Origin of the sequence: Kitasatospora sp. NPDC059160, from assembly GCF_042755465.1 — a bacterium.
GTDB lineage: Bacteria > Actinomycetota > Actinomycetes > Streptomycetales > Streptomycetaceae > Kitasatospora.
Window position 1 is genome coordinate 27,890 of sequence record NZ_JBHZCN010000083.1, and the last position, 14,848, is coordinate 42,737.

Below are 14,848 nucleotides of genomic sequence, written 5' to 3' on the forward strand. Positions count from 1 at the left end.
TCGGTACCCCGGGTGACGACATCCCGTGGCGGGGTCAGCGTGCCGCGTTCACGGGCGCCGAAGGCGCAGGGTGGGGCAGTAGCGCTCGCCGCCTTCGAAAACGACGGTCGGCCCGGGGGCGATCTCCGTGAAGCCCGCGTCCCGGACCACCGGCAGTTCGCTGCGGACCAGTTCCTCCCACGCCCCCGGCTCCGCCGTGCGGACGGCGAGCGCGAAGCCCGACTCCGCCCACTCCTTGCGCTGCGCCTCGTCCAGCCGCCACCAGGCGAGCTGCGCCGCGTGGCCGGTCTGGGCCATGGTCTTGCCCGCGCTCATCTCCAGCTCCGGGTTGACCCACAGCACCGGCAGCCCCGGCGCGGGCGCGCCGACCTCGGCGGTCTCCTCCAGCTCCGTACCGGAGACCTGCAACTTCGCGAGGTCCTTCGGCCAGCCGTCCAGCGGGACCGGCGGGAACACCCGCACCTCGGCCTCCCGCCCCCGCACCGTGATGCCGGGCAGCTCCCCGGCCCGGCGCCACTCCCCGCCCCGGGCCCGCCGGACCACCTTGCGGATCCGGGCGTCCTCCCAGGCCGCGACCCGCTCCGCCCACTCCCCGTCCACCTCGGTCACCCGGGGGTCGGCGAGCAGGGTCAGCACCGCCCGCGCCGAGGTCTCCAGCGCGTCCGTACGCCCGGGCGGCGTGGCCTTCTCCAGTCGGACCAGCAGCGGCAGCACGTACTGCGGCCGCGCGTCGCGGTCCTCGGGGTCGGGAACGTCGCCGGGGGCGGGAGCGGGGGCCGGGTCATCGAACGGAGAAGTCACCCGTCCAGCATGCCAGCCCCGCCACCACCGCCCCGGCCCCCCCCCCGGGCCCCGGGTCCATCCCCCGCTGGCCCGCGACGGGGGCGCCCCCCAACACCCGCCGCGGGGGGGGGGGGGGGCCCCACCCCGGGGGCGCCCCCCCCCCCGACGGAACCGGCCTCAGGAGGTCAGCGAGGTCTTGCGGGTCGAGATGATCTGGTCCACCAGGCCGTACTCCAGGGCCTCCTCGGCGGTCAGGATCTTGTCGCGCTCGATGTCCTCGCGCACCTGCTCCACCGGCTTGTTGGAGTGCTTGGAGAGCATCTGCTCCAGCTGCTCGCGCATCCGGAAGATCTCCTTGGCCTGGATCTCCAGGTCGGACACCTGGCCGCGGCCGGTCTCGGTGTACGGCTGGTGGATCAGGATGCGGGCGTTCGGCAGCGCCATCCGCTTGCCGGGGGTGCCGGCGGCGAGCAGCACGGCCGCGGCGGAGGCCGCCTGGCCCATGCAGACCGTGGTGATGTCCGGCTTGACGTACTGCATGGTGTCGTAGATGGCCGTCAGGGCCGTGAACGAGCCGCCGGGCGAGTTGATGTACATCTGGATCTCGCGGTCCGGGTCCATCGACTCCAGGCACAGCAGCTGCGCCATGATGTCGTTCGCCGAGACGTCGTCGACCTGCGAGCCGAGGAAGATGATGCGCTCCTCGAACAGCTTGGCGTACGGGTCGTACTCGCGGATGCCCTGCGTGGTGCGCTCGACGAAGCGCGGGACGATGTAGCGACCCTCGGCGCGCATGTCCTCGACGCGGGCCTTGGCGGCCGACAGGCTGGGGATGTTCATGGGGGTTCTTGTCCTCCGGGGCGTTGTGGCTGTGGTCTCGTGGGCCGGGCCGAGGCTCAGGCGCCCGTGCCGCCGCCGCCGGGGACGTCCGCGGCGCTGTGCATGATCGCGTCGATGAGGCCGTACTCCAGGGCCTCCTCCGGGGTGAACCAGCGGTCGCGGTCGGAGTCCCGGGTGATCTGCTCGAAGGACTGGCCGCTGTGGAAGGCGATCAGCTCGGACATCCGCTTCTTGGTGCGGAGCAGCTGCTCGGCCTGGATGCGGATGTCCGTGGCGGAGCCGCCGAGGCCCGCGGAGGGCTGGTGCATCAGGATGTTGGCGTTCGGCAGCGAGAAGCGCTTGCCCTTGGCGCCGGCGGTCAGCAGGAACTGACCCATCGAGGCGGCCATGCCCATGGCGATGGTGACGACGTCGTTCTTGATGTACTGCATGGTGTCGTAGATCGCCATGCCCGCCGAGATCGAGCCGCCCGGGGAGTTGATGTAGAGGAAGATGTCCTTCTCGGGGTCCGCGGCCAGCAGCAGCAGCTGCGCGGTGATCTTGTTGGCGATGTCGTCGTCGACCTGCTGGCCGAGGAAGATGATCCGCTCGTTGAGCAGCCGGTTGTAGACCTGGTCACCCAGGCCGCCGAGCACGTCACCAGAGGCGGCGTGCGGCGCCATCGGGCCCATCTGCATCTGCGGGAACGTCACTTAGCCACCTGCTCAGTCGATGTGGACGGTCGCCGGGCGGCCGTCACGGTGTCGCACAGCTTCCGGGTATCACGTCGTGATTGTTGCTGTCCAAGGACCCTAACGCGCAGGCCCGGCCGCAGAATCCCTCACGCAGAACTGTTCGCTGTGAGCGCAGGGTCGCGGGGGCACCCGGGTGCGCGGTGGGACGACGACGGGCCCGGACGCCGTAGCGGCGTCCGGGCCCGTTGCAGCGCCTCAGGGGGCTACCGGGGCACTCAGGCCTCGGTGCTCTCCTCGGTCTTCTCCTCGGCGGCGGCCTCGACGGTCTCGGCCGTCTCGTCCTCGTCGTCGAAGTTGATCTCGTTGCCCTCGGTGTCGACGACCTTGGCGGCCTCGACCACGGTGGCCAGCGCCTTGCCGCGGGCGACCTCGCCGACCAGCAGCGGAACCTGACCGCCCTGGACGACCTGCTGGGCGAACTGGTCCGGGGTGAGGCCGGAGCCGGCCGCACGGCGGATGAGGTGCTCGGTGAGCTCCTCCTGGTTGACCCCCAGCTCCTCGTTGGCGACGATCTGGTCCAGGACGAACTGGGTCTTGATGCCCTTCTTCGCCTGCTCCTCGATCTCCGCCTCCCACTCCTCGCGGGACTTGCCCTGGGTCTCCAGGTAGGTGTCGATGTTCAGACCCATCGGCTCGAGCTGGTGGTGCTCGAGGTTGTGCTTGCGGGTCTCGATCTCGTCCTTCAGGAGCTTCTCGGGGTACTCGATCTCAACCAGCGTGAGCAGCGCGTCGAGGACCTTCTCCTGGGCCTGGGTGGCCTGGTCGTACTCCTTCATGCGCTCCAGGCGCTTGCGGGAGTCGGCACGCAGGTCCTCCAGGCTGTCGAACTCGCTGGCCAGCTGGGCGAACTCGTCGTCCAGCTCCGGCAGCTCCTTCTCCTGGACGGCCGTGACGGTGACGGTGACCTCGGAGGTCTTGCCGGCCTGGGTGCCGCCCTTGAGCTCGGTCTCGAAGGTCTTCTCCGCGCCGGCCGACAGGCCGAGCACGGCCTCGTCGATGCCGTCGATGAGGCGGCCCGAGCCGATCTCGTAGCTGACGCCCGTGGCGGTGCCGTCGTCCGGCACCTCGCCGTCGACCTTGGCGATCAGGTCGACGACCACGATGTCGCCCTCGGCGGCGGCGCGCTCGACGTCCTTGACCGAGGAGAAGCGCTCGCGCAGCTGCTCGAGGGACTTCTCGATGTCCTCGTCGGAGACGACGATCGGGTCGACGGTCACCTCGATGGAGGAGAACTCCGGCAGGGTGATCTCCGGGCGGATGTCCACCTCGGCGGTGAACTTGAGGTCACCACCGTCGGCGATCTTCTCGACACCCTCGATGTTGGTGATGTCGGGCTGGCCGAGGACCTCGATCTTGCCCTCGTCGACGGCCTGCGTGTAGAAGCGCGGCAGGGCGTCGTTGACGGCCTCCTCCAGCACGGCACCGCGGCCGAAGCGCTGGTCGATGACGCGAGCCGGGATCTTGCCCTTGCGGAAGCCCGGAACCGTGACCTGCTGGTTGATCTTCTTGTACGCCGCGTCGAGGCTGGGCTTGAGCTCCTCGAAGGGCACCTCGACGGTGAGTCGAACCCGGGTCGGGTTCAGAGTCTCGACGGCGCTCTTCACGGTTAGGTCTCCTAGGGGCTTGCGGTCAGGTTGTCTCCGCCCGGCCCGCACGCCCGGCCGGAGCCGGTACGGGTGGGTCGGACGAGACGGGCGATGGGCGGTTGGAGCTGCATCTCCCGTGTGGGTGGACGGTGAGCTTGACTCCTCGCCCTCGGGCGGTTGACCTGGGTTGACGCCACAGGGACTACCGCCAGCGCCCCATCCTACCGGTACCACGAAAGGCGGACGCCAGGCGCCACCGTACCGCCCGAACAGAACAGGGCCCCGCCCCGGTGGGCGAGACCCTGCCGCACTGTCGGGGTGACCGGATTCGAACCGACGGCCTTCCGCTCCCAAAGCGGACGCGCTACCAAACTGCGCCACACCCCGTGGTGCCGAGAGGAAGCGTACACGCCGGGCCTGTACGGCTCGTCGACTTATTCGGGGCACGGCGGGAGCATCGCGGAAGGGGGTGCGCGCGGAGTGCGGTGTGCACGGAAGGGACCGGAGCGGGTACGCTGTCCCCCGAACTTCCGACCGGGAACGGTCGGCGGCTTCGCGCGGGTGTAGCTCAATGGTAGAGCCCTAGTCTTCCAAACTAGTCACGCGAGTTCGATTCTCGTCACCCGCTCTTCCGGCCCGGCCCCGGTGCGCCCAGCGCACCGGGGCCGTCGGCGTTCCCGGGCCCGTGCGGCGCCTCAGAGCCCCAGCCGGGCGGCCCGGGCGGCGGCCCGGTCGAGCAGCAGGTGGACGTCGCCCTCCCGGGTGGCGGGGCGGTCGTTGTACTCGTCCGGGGAGCGCGCCGGGCGGCCGGTGGCGTGCAGCACCTCCATCAGCTGGACCCGGCCGGCCCGCACGGTCGCCGGGGTGCCGTAGCCGTACGCCAGGACGGCGGCCTGGGCGCCGAGCAGGCAGACCCGCCCGGTGGCGTCCCACATCGCGCCCTGCAGCCAGCCGTGGACGCCGATGTAGCGGGAGGCGAGCCGCAGGTGGTCGGCGGCGGTGACCGGGACGGGCCGGGCGGGGCGGCGCAGCGCCCGGTCGAGCAGGGTGGCCCGGGGCTCCGGGTGGCCGGCGTGCCAGGGGCGCAGGACGCTCCCGTAGCGGCAGACGTACGGTCCGGGGGTGCGCGCGGGGGCGGGCAGCGAGGCGAGGTAGGCCTCCACCTCGGCGACCAGGCCGGAGCCGTCCGGGCCCGCGAGCAGGTCCGCCAGGGCGGCCGGGTGGGGCACGGGGGGCGTCGGGGCGGTGCGGGCCATGCGGGCTCTCCAGGCGGGCGGCTGTCGGGTTCCGCTCCCCAAAGTGGGGCATTCCGGACAATTCCGCGACCGCAGGGAGAAGGCGTCCGCACGGTTTCCCGCACGGCGGTCGGGCCGATAGCCTCGGCGGCGTTCGAGCGCAGTTCGAGCGCGACCCGTGGCGCCGCGCTCCCGGAGTGGAGGAGTCCCGTGGGTCCGCAGGAGCGACTGGCGGTCATACAGCGCTGTGTGGTCCGGGAGATGGCACGACTGGGCCAGGACTTCCACCCGGACGGCGAGGTGGTGCGCGGCCCCGGGACCACCGCGGTGGCGGTGCGCGAGCACCCCGGGGAGGACGGCGGCGCCGGGCACGTGGACCTCGGCTTCGTGCTCCACCTGGGCCGGGCGGACGCCCCGGTGGTGTGGGACTGCGCACCCGGCCTCGGCAAGACCGAGGAGGAGAAGCTCGCCAACGCGGTGAAGATGTGGGCGACCACCACCGCCTCGGTGCTGGTCGAGCTGGCCGACGGGCGCGGGATCCACGCCGACCGCCCGAACCTGCCCGAACTCCCGGGCTGGCGGGCGGTGCAGGGGCCGGCGGCGGTGTTCGGCTTCGGCAACGAGCACCTGGCGGCCTGGCTCGCCGAGCACCGGGTGCTGCCCGCGCTGGCGCCGGCCCTGGAGCGGGAGCTGACCGGGCCGGGACCGGTCGGGGTGAAGCTCTTCCTGGGCGGGAAGGCGGGCGACGACGTCGCCGAGGTCCGGGTGGGCGGCGAGGTGTCGGAGGCGGCCTCCGCGGCGCTGCGCGCGCTGGACTGGCCGCGCGGCGAACGGCTGTGCTGGGCGCGGCTGTTCGTGCTGCTGACGGCGGAGCGGGCGGCACCGGCCCCGGCCGCGCCGACGGGCGCCCCGGCACCCGTGCCGGCGCGTGCCCCGGCCCCGGCGGCGACGCGCCCCCGGGGACTGTTCGCCCGCTGGCGGGAGGCCCGGAGGGCCGGCCGGTAGCTGCTGCTCGCCCGCTCGCCTCCGGGGCGCGAGGGATCCGTCCGGCCCGGCCGGGTCAGCCCCCCGTGATGCTGGAGATGCTGTGCGCCAGGTTGGCCAGCAGGGAGTTGATGGAGGTCGCCATCGTGGTCTCGTGCAGCATGAAGCCGAACAGGGCGGCGACGATCGCGTGCGGGATCTTCAGCTGCTTGTTCCGGATGAAGATGATGCACAGGATCGCGAACAGGACCAGCGCGGAGACGGAGAGTGCCACCCGGACTCACTTCCTCGTTTCATAGCGTGGCGCCGCCGCCCGGCGGCACCTGCGAAGCCGGACCCCGGCCTGTCCGACGGTCCCGAGGCGGAATCGCGGACCGTCCGGCACAGCGCCGGCCGAGGAACGCGCACCGGCCCGCTGTCTGGTGTGCCGCACGTGTCGCCCCCCATCCCCCGAATCCTGAACAGTCCCGCCCGGACTCAGTGTGGTCGACCGTGCCGATTGCGTAAAGGTCTGACAGTCGGCCCGACGTCGACATCCTGCGCTGCGGGACGAGTTTCCGCCGACCGGGACGATAGCGGAGCCGTTCTGACGAATCGTCGGCGGGGCGCTGCTGAGCGGCCGGGAAACGCCCGGGGACGTGGAGCGGAGGTCGCGGATCCGCTCAGCCGACGGGCCGTCCGATATGGCCGAAGATCAGCTGCCAGGCTTGACACGACGGCCCTGCCGGTGGCACATGACGCGGACAGCCGCCTCAGTCGCGCCAGAGCAGCAGTACGGCCCGGTCGTCGTTGATGTCCCGGGCGACCGTCTCGATCAGCGCGCCCGCCGCGCCCGCACCGCTGCCCGGGGCGCCGCCGGGGACCAGCCGGTCGGCCTCCCCCATCAGCCGGTCCATGCCCTCGGCGAGGTCCCGGCCGGGCTCCTCGACCATGCCGTCGGTGCACAGCATCAGCACGTCGCCCCGGTCCAGCCGGCCGCGCACGCCGTCGAACTTGGCGCCGTCGTAGATCCCGAGCAGCGGGCCCTCGGCCTCCTTGATCTCCCAGCGCCCCTCGCCGGCCAGCCGCTGCATGCCCGGCAGGTGCCCGGCCGAGAGCAGTTCGTACTCGCCGCTGTCCAGGTCCAGCACCAGGTGGACGGCGGTGGCGAAGCCCTCCTCCCAGGACTGGCGCAGCAGGTAGCCGTTGGCGGCGGGCAGGAAGTCGTGCGCGGGCAGCGAGCCGACCAGGCCGCCGAAGGCGCCGGACAGCAGCAGGGCCCGCGAGCCCGCGTCCATGCCCTTGCCGGAGACGTCCGCGAGGACCACCTCCAGCAGCCGCTGGCCGGGGCCGGTGCGGGCGGCCACCACGAAGTCGCCGGAGAAGGACTGGCCGCCGGCCGGGCGCAGCGCCATGTCGGCGTGCCACCCGGCCGGCAGCTCGGGCACCCGGCTCTGCACCCGCAGCCGCTCGCGCAGGTCGAACAGCATGGTGGAGCCGCCCCACCAGGGGACGCCGACCCGGGCCCGGAACTGGGCCAGCAGCAGGCCGCCGACCCCCGCGGCGCCGACCACCAGGGCCGCGCCGGGGGTGACGCCGTAGACGTAGGCCTCCGGGTTGTCGCTGGCGACCCGCTGGCCGGTGTGGATCACGGACTCGGCGGACAGCCCGAGGGCGGCCAGCGCGTACAGCACCACCAGGGAGCCGGGGCGCAGCAGCAGCGCGCCGGCCAGGATCGGCAGGACCAGGGTGGTGGGCGGGGCCCAGTCCGGGATCCAGATGTTGAGCAGGATCATCAGCGGGACGAGCAGGGCCAGCGCGCAGAGCACCGGCCAGTCGGCGGCGCCGCCGCGGAAGTAGTCGACACCGGCCGTGCGCAGCCTTCGGCGGGCCCGGCGGAGCCTCTTGCGCAGCCGGGCCGTCACGGGCTCGGACGCCGGGGCGGCGCCGGGCCTCGTCGCAGTCGTCTGGGGCGGTGCGCCCGGCGGTCTGCCAGCCATGGGGTCCGACCCTATCCACGGGTGCGGCCCGGCGTCGACGGTCCGGGGGCGGGCGGCGGCCCCGGCGCGCGGGCCGCTCAGCGGGTTTCGGCCGATCGGGCCGGTGGCGGGCACGCCGTCAGGAGGCGTGCGCCGGTTGGGCGTACGGCGCCGGCGGGCGGCGCGTGCGCCCCGCGTGCGCAGCTGCGGGCGCGCGGGCGCCTGTGGCCGACGACACAGCCGCCGGGGGCCGCGCGGACGGCGACGGCCGGCCGCACGGGAGGGTGCGGCCGGCCGTCGGTGGCGGGTGGATCAGCCCTGGGGGTGGTGGGCCGGGATCGGCGGGAGCTCGCCGGTGGTCTCGTACTCGCTCAGCATCTCGATCCGGCGGGTGTGCCGGGCCTCGCCGCTGTAGGGGGTCTTGAGGAAGACCTCGACGAACTCGGTGGCCTCGTCCTCGGTGTGCATCCGGCCGCCGATGGAGATGACGTTGGCGTTGTTGTGCTGACGGCCGAGCTCGGCGGTCTGCACGCTCCAGGCCAGCGCCGCACGGACGCCCTTGACCTTGTTGGCGGCGATCGCCTCACCGTTGCCCGAGCCGCCGATCACGATGCCGAGGGCGTCCGCGTCGGCGGCGGTGCGCTCGGCGGCGCGCAGGCAGAACGGCGGGTAGTCGTCCTCGGCGTCGTAGATGTGCGGCCCGCAGTCGACCGGCTCGTGGCCGGCCCCCTTGAGCCACTCCACGAGGTGGTTCTTCAGTTCGTATCCGGCATGGTCGGAGCCCAGGTACACGCGCATGCCATGAGTGTGGCATGCGGGTGCGCGCGGGCCCGACAACGGGGGGTCCGGGTCTCAGCGGCGGCCGAGCAGCTTCCAGGCGAGCGGCAGCGCGCCGGCGGCGAAGGCGGCCTTGAGCGCGTCGCCGACCAGGTACGGGTAGAGGCCCAGTTCGGCGGCGCGGGCCAGCGGGACGTGCAGGCTGAACGCCAGGTACGGGACGCCGACGGCGTAGATCGCCAGGCTGCCCAGCGCCATCGTCACCGCGGTGTTCAGCGGGGAGCGGTCGGCGCCGCGGCGGGCCAGCGCGCCGGTCAGGGCGGCGGCGAGGACGAAGCCGAGCACGTAGCCGAAGGACGGCATGGCCCAGCCGGAGGTGCCCTCGGCGAACCAGGGCAGGCCGGCCGCGCCGGCCAGCAGGTAGAGCGCGAGCGAGGCGACGCCGCGGCGGGCGCCCAGCGCGGTGCCGACCAGCAGGGCGGCGAAGGTCTGGCCGGTAACCGGCACCGGCGAGCCGGGCACGTTGACCGACAGCTGGGCGGCCACACCGGTCAGCGCGGCGCCGCCGACCACCAGGGCGAGGTCGCGGACCTGGGTGCCGAGGCGGGTCGAGGCGGCGGGCAGCAGGTCGGCGAGGACGGCGCGACGCGCTGTCGGGGTGGTGGCAGTGGCCATCGGGGTTCCTCCGTGAGGTCCAGGTGAGTGAACACCTGTGAACCTACGCGGTGATCCACCGCGCCGATGCCACGGTTTCGGACAAAGCACCGCCCACGAAGCTTGTCGGAACCGGCTCCGGGCGACTCTCGGCGAAACGGCCGCCACGCACGGTGACCACCCGGTCCGCATGGTGGGCCCGCGGCGGACATCGTTGGCAGGAACAGCGGGGTCCCCGGATATTGGACAGCTCATGCCGCATTCCGCACAGTCTGGATCCACCCCTATGGCCCCCACCTCCGCGCCCCAGGCGCCCGGGACCACCGAGGCTCCCCCGCCGTCCGGTGGCCAGCAGCTCAGCCACGGACTCAAGCAGCGCCACCTGTCGATGATCGCCCTCGGCGGCGTCATCGGCGCCGGCCTGTTCGTGGGCTCCGGCGCCGGCATCGCGGCCGCCGGGCCGGCGATCATCCTCGCCTTCACCCTCTCCGGCCTGCTGGTCATGCTGATCATGCGGATGCTCGGCGAGATGTCCGCCGCCCGCCCGGCCTCCGGCTCCTTCTCGGTGCACGCCGAGAAGGAGATCGGCCCCTGGGCCGGGATCACGGCCGGCTGGATGTACTGGGTGATGCTCTGCTGCGGCGTCGCCGCCGAGGCCACCGCCGCCGGGAAGATCGTCAACGGCTGGGTCCCCGGGGTCTCCGCCTGGGTCTGGGTCGCCCTGTTCATGGTCTTCTTCTGCGCCAGCAACCTCACCGCGGTGAAGAACTTCGGCGAGTTCGAGTTCTGGTTCGCCACCGTCAAGGTCGCCGCGATCATCGCCTTCCTGGTCATCGGCGGGCTCGGCGTCGCCGGCGTGATCGGCCCCGGCGCCCCCGGCAGCACCAACCTCACCGGCCAGGGCGGCTTCCTGCCCACCGGCGTCAGCGGGCTGATCGTCGGCCTGCTCGCCTCGGTCTTCGCGTACGGCGGCCTGGAGACGGTCACCATCGCCGCGGCCGAGTCGGACGACCCCAAGAAGAACGTCGCCAACGCGGTGCGCACCGCGGTGTGGCGGATCGCGATCTTCTACATCGGCTCGATGGCCCTGGTGGTCACCCTGGTCTCCTGGAAGGACCCGTCGGTCGTCGCCGACGGCCCGTACGTCACGGTGCTGCGCCACCTCGGGGTGCCCGGGGCCGGGACGATCATGGAGGTGGTGGTGCTGATCGCGCTGCTGTCCGCGATGAACGCCAACATCTACGGCGCCTCCCGGATGGCGTACTCGCTGGTCGGCCGCGGCCAGGGCCCCGAGGCGCTGGCCAAGGTGTCCGGCGGGGTGCCGCGCCGGGCCGTGCTGGCCTCCTGCCTGTTCGGCTTCGGCGCCGTGCTGGCCGCCAAGTTCTGGCCGGACACCGTGTTCACCTGGCTGATGAACACCACCGGCGTCGCCATCCTGGTGGTCTGGCTGTTCATCTGCGTCGTCCAGCTGCGGATGCGCCGCCGGCTGGAGCGCGAGGCGCCCGAGCTGCTCACCGTGAAGATGTGGGGCTACCCGTACCTGACCTGGGTCGCGACGGCCGCCGTGGCCGGCATCCTCGCCCTGATGACCACCACCGAGGGCAACCGCCAGCAGCTGTACGCGGCCGGGGTGCTGGTCGTCCTGCTGAGCGGGGCCGGGCTGCTCAAGCAGCGCCGGGACGCGGCCGCGGCACGCTGACGGACGGCTGACGGACGACGGCGAAGGCCCCGCACGGCGAAGGCCCGGTACCCACGGGGTACCGGGCCTTCGCCGTGCCCGCCCGGGCCTACTCGAAGGACGGGCCGGCCGTGCGGGTGCGCTTGATCTCGTAGAAACCCGGGGTGGAGGCCACCAGCAGGGTGCCGTCCCACAGCCGGGCCGCGGCCTCGCCCTTGGGGGCCGGGGTGACCACCGGGCCGAAGAAGGCGACCCGGTCGCCGTCCGCGCCCTCCACCGCGATCACCGGGGTGCCGACGTCCTCGCCGACCAGGGTGATGCCCTCCTTGTGGGAGGCGCGCAGGGCCTCGTCGTACGCGTCGGTGCCGGCCGCGTCCGCCAGCTCGACGGGCAGGCCCGCGGCCACCAGGGCGGCCTCGACGGTCTCCCGGTTCTGCGGCAGGCCCTGGTTGTGGAAGCGCAGGCCCAGCTCGGTGTACAGCCGGCCCAGCACCTCGTCGCCGTGCTCCTGGGCGGCCGCGACGCAGACCCGCACCGCGCCCCAGGCGTTGTCCAGCAGCTCGCGGTAGCTCTGCGGCAGGTCGCGGTGCTCGTTGAGCACCGACAGGCTCATCACGTGCCAGCGCACGTCGACCGGACGCAGCTGCTGGACCTCGATCAGCCAGCGGGACGTCATCCACGCCCACGGGCAGGCCGGGTCGAACCAGAAGTCGGCGGTCTTGCGCTCAGCGGCAGTCGTCACTGGGTCTCGTCCTTCGTGAGGTGTTCCGAGGCAGGGGATGTCGCCCCCCACCCGGACCCCAACACCCGCGCGCCGCCGCTGATTCCGGCCCCGGACGCGACGGGCTGTGCAATGGTACCGGCCGGGGCGGGCGTGAAAGGATGCCCCTGCGTGCGCGATGCACACCGCGCACCGATCCGCACCATCCACGCACGCACCACCGTGCGGGCCGGACAAAGGAGTACCGCCGTGCCGGGCAAGAACCTGAGCCGCGAGGAAGCACAGCAGCGAGCCGGCGTCCTGGCCGTCGACGGCTACAGCGTCCGGCTGGACGTGAGCTCGGCCCCCGACCCGGCGGCCGCCACCTTCCGCTCCACCACCACCGTCGCCTTCCGCTGCGACCGGCCCGGCGCCGCCACCTTCCTCGACCTGCTGGCCCCCGCCGTCCGCTCGGTCACCCTCAACGGCCGCGCCCTGGACCCGGCCACCGCCTACGACGGCGCCCGGGTGCACATCGACGGGCTGGCCGCCGAGAACGTCCTCACCGTCGAGGCCGACTGCGCCTACAGCCGCACCGGCGAGGGCCTGCACCGCTTCGTCGACCCCGCCGACGGCGAGACCTACCTCTACACCCACTACGAGCCGGCCGACGCCCGCCGGGTGTTCGCGACCTTCGAACAGCCCGACCTCAAGGCCCCGTTCACCTTCACGGTGACCGCCCCCGCCGCCTGGGACGTGCGCTCCAACGCCGTGCACGAGAACGTCACCGCCCAGGGCGACACCCGCACCTGGGAGTTCGCGCCGACCAAGCCGATCTCCACCTACCTCACCGCCGTGGTGGCCGGCCCGTACCACGTGGTCACCGACCACTACAGCCGCGAACTCGCCGACGGCACCACCCTGGAGATCCCGCTCTCCGCGCTCTGCCGCCGCTCGCTCGCCCCGCACTTCGACGCGGAGGAGATCCTCGGCGTCACCAAGCTCGGACTCGACTTCTTCCACGAGGAGTTCGACTACCCGTACCCCTTCGGCAAGTACGACCAGGCCTTCGTCCCCGAGTACAACATCGGCGCGATGGAGAACCCGGGCTGCGTGACCTTCAAGGAGGAGTTCGTCTTCCGCTCGAAGGTCACCGACGCCGCCTACGAGTCCCGCGCCAACGTCGTCCTGCACGAGATGGCGCACATGTGGTTCGGCGACCTGGTCACCCCGCGCTGGTGGGACGACCTGTGGCTCAAGGAGTCCTTCGCCGACTTCATGGGCTCCTACGGCCTGATCGGCGCCCGCACCCGCTACTCCTCCGCCTGGGTCACCTTCGCCAACCAGCGCAAGGCCTGGGCCTACCGGCAGGACCAGTTCCCCACCACCCACCCGATCACCGCCGACATCCGCGACCTCGAGGACGCCAAGCTCAACTTCGACGGCATCACCTACGCCAAGGGCGCCTCCGTCCTCAAGCAGCTGGTCGCCTACGTCGGCTCGGAGGCCTTCTTCGAGGGCGCCCGCCGCTACTTCAAGCGGCACGCCTTCGGCAACACCGAACTCGGCGACCTGCTGGGCGTGCTGGAGGAGACCAGCGGCCGCGACCTCAAGAGCTGGGCCGCCGCCTGGCTGCAGACCGCCGGCGTCAACGCGCTCACCCCGCAGGTCACCACCGACGCCGAGGGCCGGATCACCGAACTCGCCGTCCTCCAGGACGGCGATGTCCTGCGCCCGCACCGGATCGCCGTCGGCCTGTACGACCGGGACGCCGACGGCGCCCTGCTGCGCACCGAGCGGATCGAGCTGGACGTCACCGGCGCCCGCACCGTCGTCACCGAGGCCGTCGGCCGTCAGCGCCCCGACCTGGTCCTGCTCAACGACGAGGACCTCACCTACTGCAAGATCCGCTTCGACGCCGACTCGCTGGAGGCCCTGCGCACCGGCCTCGGCGACATCCGCGACGAGCTGGCCCGGGCGCTCGCCTGGTCCGCGGTCTGGAACCTCACCCGGGACGGCCTGATGCCGGCCCGCGACTACGTCGCCCTGGTGCTGCGCTTCGCCGGCCAGGAGGGCAACATCGGCGTGCTGCAGTCGCTGCACGCCCAGGCCAAGACCGCCGTCGACCTGTACGCCGCCCCCGAGTGGCGCGCCGAGGGCGCCCGCCGGCTCGCCGACGGCGCCCTGCGCGAGCTGCGCGGGGCCGTCCCCGGCAGCGACCACCAGCTCGCCTGGGCCCGCTTCCTGGCCCAGACCGCGGGCGGCGCCGAGCACCTCGGCCTGGTCCGCGGGCTGCTGGCCGGCAGCGCCCGGATCGACGGCCTGGAGGTCGACCAGGAGCTGCGCTGGGCGCTGTGGCTGGCCCTGGCCGCCGCCGGACAGGCCGGCGACGAGGAACTCGCCGGGGAGCTGGCCGCCGACAACACCGCCGGCGGCAAGCGCCAGTACACCCAGTGCCTGGCCGCCCGGCCCACCCCGGAGGCCAAGGCCGCCGCCTGGTCGGCCGTGATCGACTCGGACGAGCTGCCGAGCGCCCTGGTCGAGGCCAACAGCGCGGGCTTCGCGATCCCCGCCCAGCGCGACCTGACCGCCCTCTACGCGGCGCCGTACTTCAAGCTGCTGGAGAAGGTCTGGGCGGAGCGGACCATCGAGATCGCGATGCGGATCGTCGGCGGCTTCTTCCCGATCGCCCAGACCGACGAGCACACCCTGGCCGAGGCGGACACCTGGCTGGACGGCCACCCGCAGGCCGCGCCGGCGCTGCGCCGGCTGGTGCTGGAGCGCCGGGACGACCTGGCCCGCGCCCTGCGCGCCCAGGCCTGCGACCGGGCCTGACACCACTGCGGAGGGGCCCGCCGACCGCGTGTCGGCGGGCCCCGCCAACGTACCGGGCGGCCCCGGGTCCACCCCCCCAAGGCG

The 14,848-nt window shown here is 73.0% G+C and carries 13 protein-coding genes and 2 tRNA genes; 4 read left to right on the top strand and 11 right to left on the bottom strand.

The features are described from left to right. Positions 1–48: 48 nt before the first annotated feature. From ACFXOZ_RS30150 to ACFXOZ_RS30170, 5 genes are all read right to left on the bottom strand, one after another. Entirely contained in the window at positions 49–801 is a 753-nt protein-coding gene (locus ACFXOZ_RS30150; RefSeq protein ID WP_380593359.1) for a peptidyl-tRNA hydrolase, read from the bottom strand. A gap of 159 nt (positions 802–960) precedes the next feature. Beyond that, positions 961–1,623 (bottom strand): ATP-dependent Clp protease proteolytic subunit, encoded by a 663-nt coding sequence (locus ACFXOZ_RS30155; RefSeq protein ID WP_375893090.1) that lies wholly within the window; start codon positions 1,621–1,623, stop codon positions 961–963. A gap of 56 nt (positions 1,624–1,679) precedes the next feature. Continuing rightward, positions 1,680–2,294, bottom strand: coding sequence for an ATP-dependent Clp protease proteolytic subunit (locus ACFXOZ_RS30160; protein ID WP_329931219.1), 615 nt, complete (start codon positions 2,292–2,294; stop codon positions 1,680–1,682). Between the two features lie 278 nt (positions 2,295–2,572). Beyond that, a complete protein-coding gene (gene tig / locus ACFXOZ_RS30165) occupies positions 2,573–3,961 on the bottom strand; it encodes a trigger factor (RefSeq protein ID WP_380403547.1) in 1,389 nt (462 codons plus the stop codon). Positions 3,962–4,256: 295 nt separating this feature from the next. Continuing rightward, positions 4,257–4,330: transfer RNA gene (locus ACFXOZ_RS30170), tRNA-Pro, on the bottom strand. Positions 4,331–4,500: 170 nt separating this feature from the next. On the opposite strand from ACFXOZ_RS30170, the gene ACFXOZ_RS30175 reads away from it, so the two are divergent. Further along, positions 4,501–4,571 (top strand) — tRNA-Gly (locus tag ACFXOZ_RS30175). 67 nt (positions 4,572–4,638) lie between these two features. Here the strand turns inward: ACFXOZ_RS30175 and ACFXOZ_RS30180 are convergent. After that, positions 4,639–5,199 carry a hypothetical protein gene (locus tag ACFXOZ_RS30180; RefSeq protein ID WP_380524789.1) on the bottom strand — a complete coding sequence of 187 codons (561 nt, stop codon included), beginning with the start codon at positions 5,197–5,199 and terminating at the stop codon, positions 4,639–4,641. Between the two features lie 240 nt (positions 5,200–5,439). Here ACFXOZ_RS30180 and ACFXOZ_RS30185 point away from each other — a divergent pair, with 240 nt between their 5' ends. Next, positions 5,440–6,183 carry a DUF6348 family protein gene (locus ACFXOZ_RS30185; protein WP_375893084.1) on the top strand — a complete coding sequence of 248 codons (744 nt, stop codon included), beginning with the start codon at positions 5,440–5,442 and terminating at the stop codon, positions 6,181–6,183. Between the two features lie 55 nt (positions 6,184–6,238). Here the strand turns inward: ACFXOZ_RS30185 and ACFXOZ_RS30190 are convergent, their stop codons facing one another. From ACFXOZ_RS30190 to ACFXOZ_RS30205, 4 genes are all read right to left on the bottom strand, one after another. After that, the gene (locus tag ACFXOZ_RS30190) at positions 6,239–6,436 is read right to left on the bottom strand and encodes a hypothetical protein (protein ID WP_188304780.1); all 198 of its coding nucleotides are present in this window, start codon (positions 6,434–6,436) and stop codon (positions 6,239–6,241) included. A 478-nt stretch (positions 6,437–6,914) separates the two neighbouring features. Further along, a complete protein-coding gene (locus tag ACFXOZ_RS30195; protein ID WP_380593360.1) occupies positions 6,915–8,141 on the bottom strand; it encodes a PP2C family protein-serine/threonine phosphatase in 1,227 nt (408 codons plus the stop codon). A 291-nt stretch (positions 8,142–8,432) separates the two neighbouring features. Then, the gene (locus tag ACFXOZ_RS30200; RefSeq protein ID WP_375893080.1) at positions 8,433–8,918 is read right to left on the bottom strand and encodes a ribose-5-phosphate isomerase; all 486 of its coding nucleotides are present in this window, start codon (positions 8,916–8,918) and stop codon (positions 8,433–8,435) included. 54 nt (positions 8,919–8,972) lie between these two features. After that, on the bottom strand, positions 8,973–9,572 hold the full coding sequence (locus ACFXOZ_RS30205; RefSeq protein WP_380524786.1) for a biotin transporter BioY: 600 nt from the start codon (positions 9,570–9,572) through the stop codon (positions 8,973–8,975). A 265-nt stretch (positions 9,573–9,837) separates the two neighbouring features. Between ACFXOZ_RS30205 and ACFXOZ_RS30210 the strand changes: the two genes are divergently transcribed. Continuing rightward, positions 9,838–11,250, top strand: a complete 1,413-nt coding sequence (locus ACFXOZ_RS30210; protein WP_380593361.1) for an amino acid permease — start codon at positions 9,838–9,840, stop codon at positions 11,248–11,250. A gap of 88 nt (positions 11,251–11,338) precedes the next feature. Here ACFXOZ_RS30210 and ACFXOZ_RS30215 read toward each other — a convergent pair whose 3' ends face one another. After that, positions 11,339–11,971 (bottom strand): DsbA family protein, encoded by a 633-nt coding sequence (locus ACFXOZ_RS30215; RefSeq protein WP_380524784.1) that lies wholly within the window; start codon positions 11,969–11,971, stop codon positions 11,339–11,341. A gap of 228 nt (positions 11,972–12,199) precedes the next feature. Here ACFXOZ_RS30215 and pepN point away from each other — a divergent pair, with 228 nt between their 5' ends. Then, positions 12,200–14,764, top strand: coding sequence for an aminopeptidase N (gene pepN, locus ACFXOZ_RS30220; RefSeq protein ID WP_380593362.1), 2,565 nt, complete (start codon positions 12,200–12,202; stop codon positions 14,762–14,764). The last annotated feature ends 84 nt before the right edge of the window (positions 14,765–14,848 follow it).

Excerpts from the sequence above, each read along its gene's own strand:
- ACFXOZ_RS30155 (WP_375893090.1), bottom strand. The coding sequence starts at position 1,623 with ATGAACATCCCCAGCCTGTCGGCCGCCAAGGCCCGCGTCGAGGACATG.
- ACFXOZ_RS30160 (WP_329931219.1), bottom strand. The coding sequence starts at position 2,294 with ATGGGCCCGATGGCGCCGCACGCCGCCTCTGGTGACGTGCTCGGCGGC.
- ACFXOZ_RS30180 (WP_380524789.1), bottom strand. The coding sequence starts at position 5,199 with ATGGCCCGCACCGCCCCGACGCCCCCCGTGCCCCACCCGGCCGCCCTG.
- ACFXOZ_RS30185 (WP_375893084.1), top strand. The coding sequence starts at position 5,440 with ATGGCACGACTGGGCCAGGACTTCCACCCGGACGGCGAGGTGGTGCGC.
- ACFXOZ_RS30195 (WP_380593360.1), bottom strand. The coding sequence starts at position 8,141 with ATGGCTGGCAGACCGCCGGGCGCACCGCCCCAGACGACTGCGACGAGG.
- ACFXOZ_RS30200 (WP_375893080.1), bottom strand. The coding sequence starts at position 8,918 with ATGCGCGTGTACCTGGGCTCCGACCATGCCGGATACGAACTGAAGAAC.
- ACFXOZ_RS30205 (WP_380524786.1), bottom strand. The coding sequence starts at position 9,572 with ATGGCCACTGCCACCACCCCGACAGCGCGTCGCGCCGTCCTCGCCGAC.
- ACFXOZ_RS30210 (WP_380593361.1), top strand. The coding sequence starts at position 9,838 with ATGGCCCCCACCTCCGCGCCCCAGGCGCCCGGGACCACCGAGGCTCCC.